The sequence below is a fragment of the Blautia sp. RTP21359st1_E11_RTP21359_211015 genome (assembly GCF_040910705.1).
Classification (GTDB): domain Bacteria; phylum Bacillota; class Clostridia; order Lachnospirales; family Lachnospiraceae; genus Blautia_A; species Blautia_A fusiformis.
This window is the reverse complement of record NZ_JBDGAB010000001.1, coordinates 1-2414: the sequence shown is the minus strand read 5'-3', so window position 1 is coordinate 2414 and position 2414 is coordinate 1. Positions and strand designations below refer to the sequence as shown.

3 protein-coding genes and 1 pseudogene are annotated in these 2414 nt (G+C 47.1%); all 4 read left to right on the top strand.

The window, feature by feature from the left end; all coding sequences use genetic code 11:
* Nucleotides 1-447, top strand: a pseudogene (locus tag AB5026_RS00020) (DUF1015 domain-containing protein); the annotation flags it as partial.
* Between the two features lie 124 nt (nt 448-571).
* Nucleotides 572-1216, top strand: a complete 645-nt coding sequence (locus AB5026_RS00015; protein WP_015524770.1) for a GTP pyrophosphokinase family protein — start codon at nt 572-574, stop codon at nt 1214-1216.
* A 2-nt stretch (nt 1217-1218) separates the two neighbouring features.
* On the top strand, nt 1219-1410 hold the full coding sequence (locus tag AB5026_RS00010; RefSeq protein WP_015524771.1) for a hypothetical protein: 192 nt from the start codon (nt 1219-1221) through the stop codon (nt 1408-1410).
* An 84-nt stretch (nt 1411-1494) separates the two neighbouring features.
* The gene (gene yedF / locus AB5026_RS00005; RefSeq protein WP_015524772.1) at nt 1495-2106 is read left to right on the top strand and encodes a sulfurtransferase-like selenium metabolism protein YedF; all 612 of its coding nucleotides are present in this window, start codon (nt 1495-1497) and stop codon (nt 2104-2106) included.
* Nucleotides 2107-2414: the final 308 nt, after the last annotated feature.

Below are 2414 nucleotides of genomic sequence, written 5' to 3'. Positions count from 1 at the left end.
CCCAAAGCCTTTATCGGAAGCATGAAATTTAATTTTGAGCTGATGGCAATGCCGGGCTTTCCATGTAAACCGGTGGAGAAACACTGCTTCGGGCTGTATGTAGACGGAGAATGGTTCCATCTGAAGGCATATCCGGATATCTATGCGGGTAAAGACAGCGTAGGTCAGCTGGATGTGTCTATTCTTCAGGATAAGGTCCTGGGTCCGGTTCTGGGGATCAGTGACCCGCGTACCGATGAGAGGATCCGCTTTATGGGAGGAAACCACCGGCTGAAGGATCTGGCAGCAGCTGCAGATGAGACAGGAGGAGCTGCCTTTGCCATGTATCCTACATCCATGGAGGAGCTGATGACGATCGCAGACGAGGGTAAGCTTATGCCGCCAAAGAGCACCTGGTTTGAACCGAAGCTCCGCAGTGGTCTTTTTATCCATAAGCTTTCAGACTGATGCCGGAGGTTTTATAGATTTTTAATAAAATGGTCAGGAAAATCTTAGGAAATCACTACAGATTGCTCACATTTGTCCGGTAAGATACAAGTATATGCTGAGCAAACGCGAAAGAGGGGTTTTCATGACAAACGAACAGTATTACGATTGTATCCAGCCATATCAGAACGCATGTCAGATCATGCGCGCCAAGCTTGAGGTGCTCAACGGAAGCCTGTATCAGAAGTCTTCCGTATCTCCGATCCACAATATCCAGGAACGGATCAAATCCAAGAAGAGCATCGAAAAGAAGCTGGAGAAGCTGGGACATTCGGACAGTGTGCAGAACGCCAAGGATCATCTCCGGGATATCGCCGGGATCCGTGTGATCTGCTACTTTATTGATGATATATACAATCTTGTAAATGCGCTGAAGCGGCAGAGTGAGCTGATCTTTATCAGGGAAAAGGATTACATACAGAATCCCAAGCCTAACGGATACCGCAGCTTTCACGTGATCATTGCAGTTCCGGTGTATTATCTGGATACCATGGAGTATTTTCCGGTGGAGATCCAGCTGAGGACGATGACCATGGATCTCTGGGCAAGCATGGAGCACCGTGTCTGTTACAAGAAGCTTCCGGAACACAGGGATGAGCTTGCGGAGGCCTTCTGTCAGTATGCAGATATCCTTGGAAAGATCGAGGAACAGTTTGAAGCCTACAATGAAACAGGAATGCTGGAGGAGATCACACCTGCCCAGATTACTGAGAATCCGACGGAGGGATAGGAATGGAGATCGAAGAGGAATTTATATCCGGTTTCTGCCGTACCATGAACGGGGGCGAAACCGTCTGCTGTGAGTATACACGGCAGGAGGACAGCAGCAGGAAGCTGACCTTTATGGACTGCGCACATGAAAGATGTGTAAACACAGGCGCCTGTGAGATCTTCAAACAGGCCCATGAGCTGGAGCAGAAATAAAAGATCAAAGAAAAGAAAACAGCGAAAAAGCAATAATGATAAAACAGCAATTATAAAAAATCACAGAATACAGGAGGAGTGAGTATGAAGCACACAGTAGATGCAATGGGGAAACAGTGTCCGATCCCGGTTGTGATGACCAAGAAGATCCTTGACAAGGCAGAGCAGGGAGACGAGATCTTGATCCTGGTAGATAATGAAACAGCAGTAAACAATTTGAGCAGACTTGCCGGAAGTACCGGATGCAGCTTCGTATCCAGAAAAACAGAAGGTGGTTACGAGATCAATATGACAGTAAAATCTGATCCTGCTGCAAGAAGTCAGGCAGAGCCTGAGATCGTCTGCACACCGGCTGTTCCGCAGGGAGATTATACCGTTGCCATCACTTCCGATAAGATGGGAGATGGAGATCCGGAGCTTGGCGGGATCCTGATCAAGGGATTTGTGTATGCACTGACACAGCTGGAGACACCGCCGTCAGTTATGCTGTTTTATAATGGCGGAGCCAGACTTACCGCACAGGATTCACCATGTATCGAAGACCTTAAGACCTTACAGGAGCAGGGAACCGAGATCCTGACCTGCGGAACCTGTGTGAACTTCTACGGACTGAAGGAACCGGCAGTGGGAACCGTAACAAATATGTATACCATAGCGGAAAAGCTCACAAAAGCAGGAAAAGTGATCCGCCCGTAAACAGAAAAACATATAGAAACAACAAAAGCATATAGAAACAATAGAAACTTACAGAAGCAGACAGAAACAAATAGAAATATACAGAAATGCCGCAGAGCCATTTTGAAGCCTGCGGCATTTCTGACATCCAGTTGGTATCTGGCTGATATCCGGTTATGAGCAAGCAACGAAGCGGATCGGGAATATCCGCCTGACTTAGCTCCGAACTTACAATTCCACATCAAGCTGCTGCTGCCACTCAAAATGTGATTAAACATACTCACATCGAGATAATGCGGATTCTCACGAATACCGCTTACTGTTTCTTT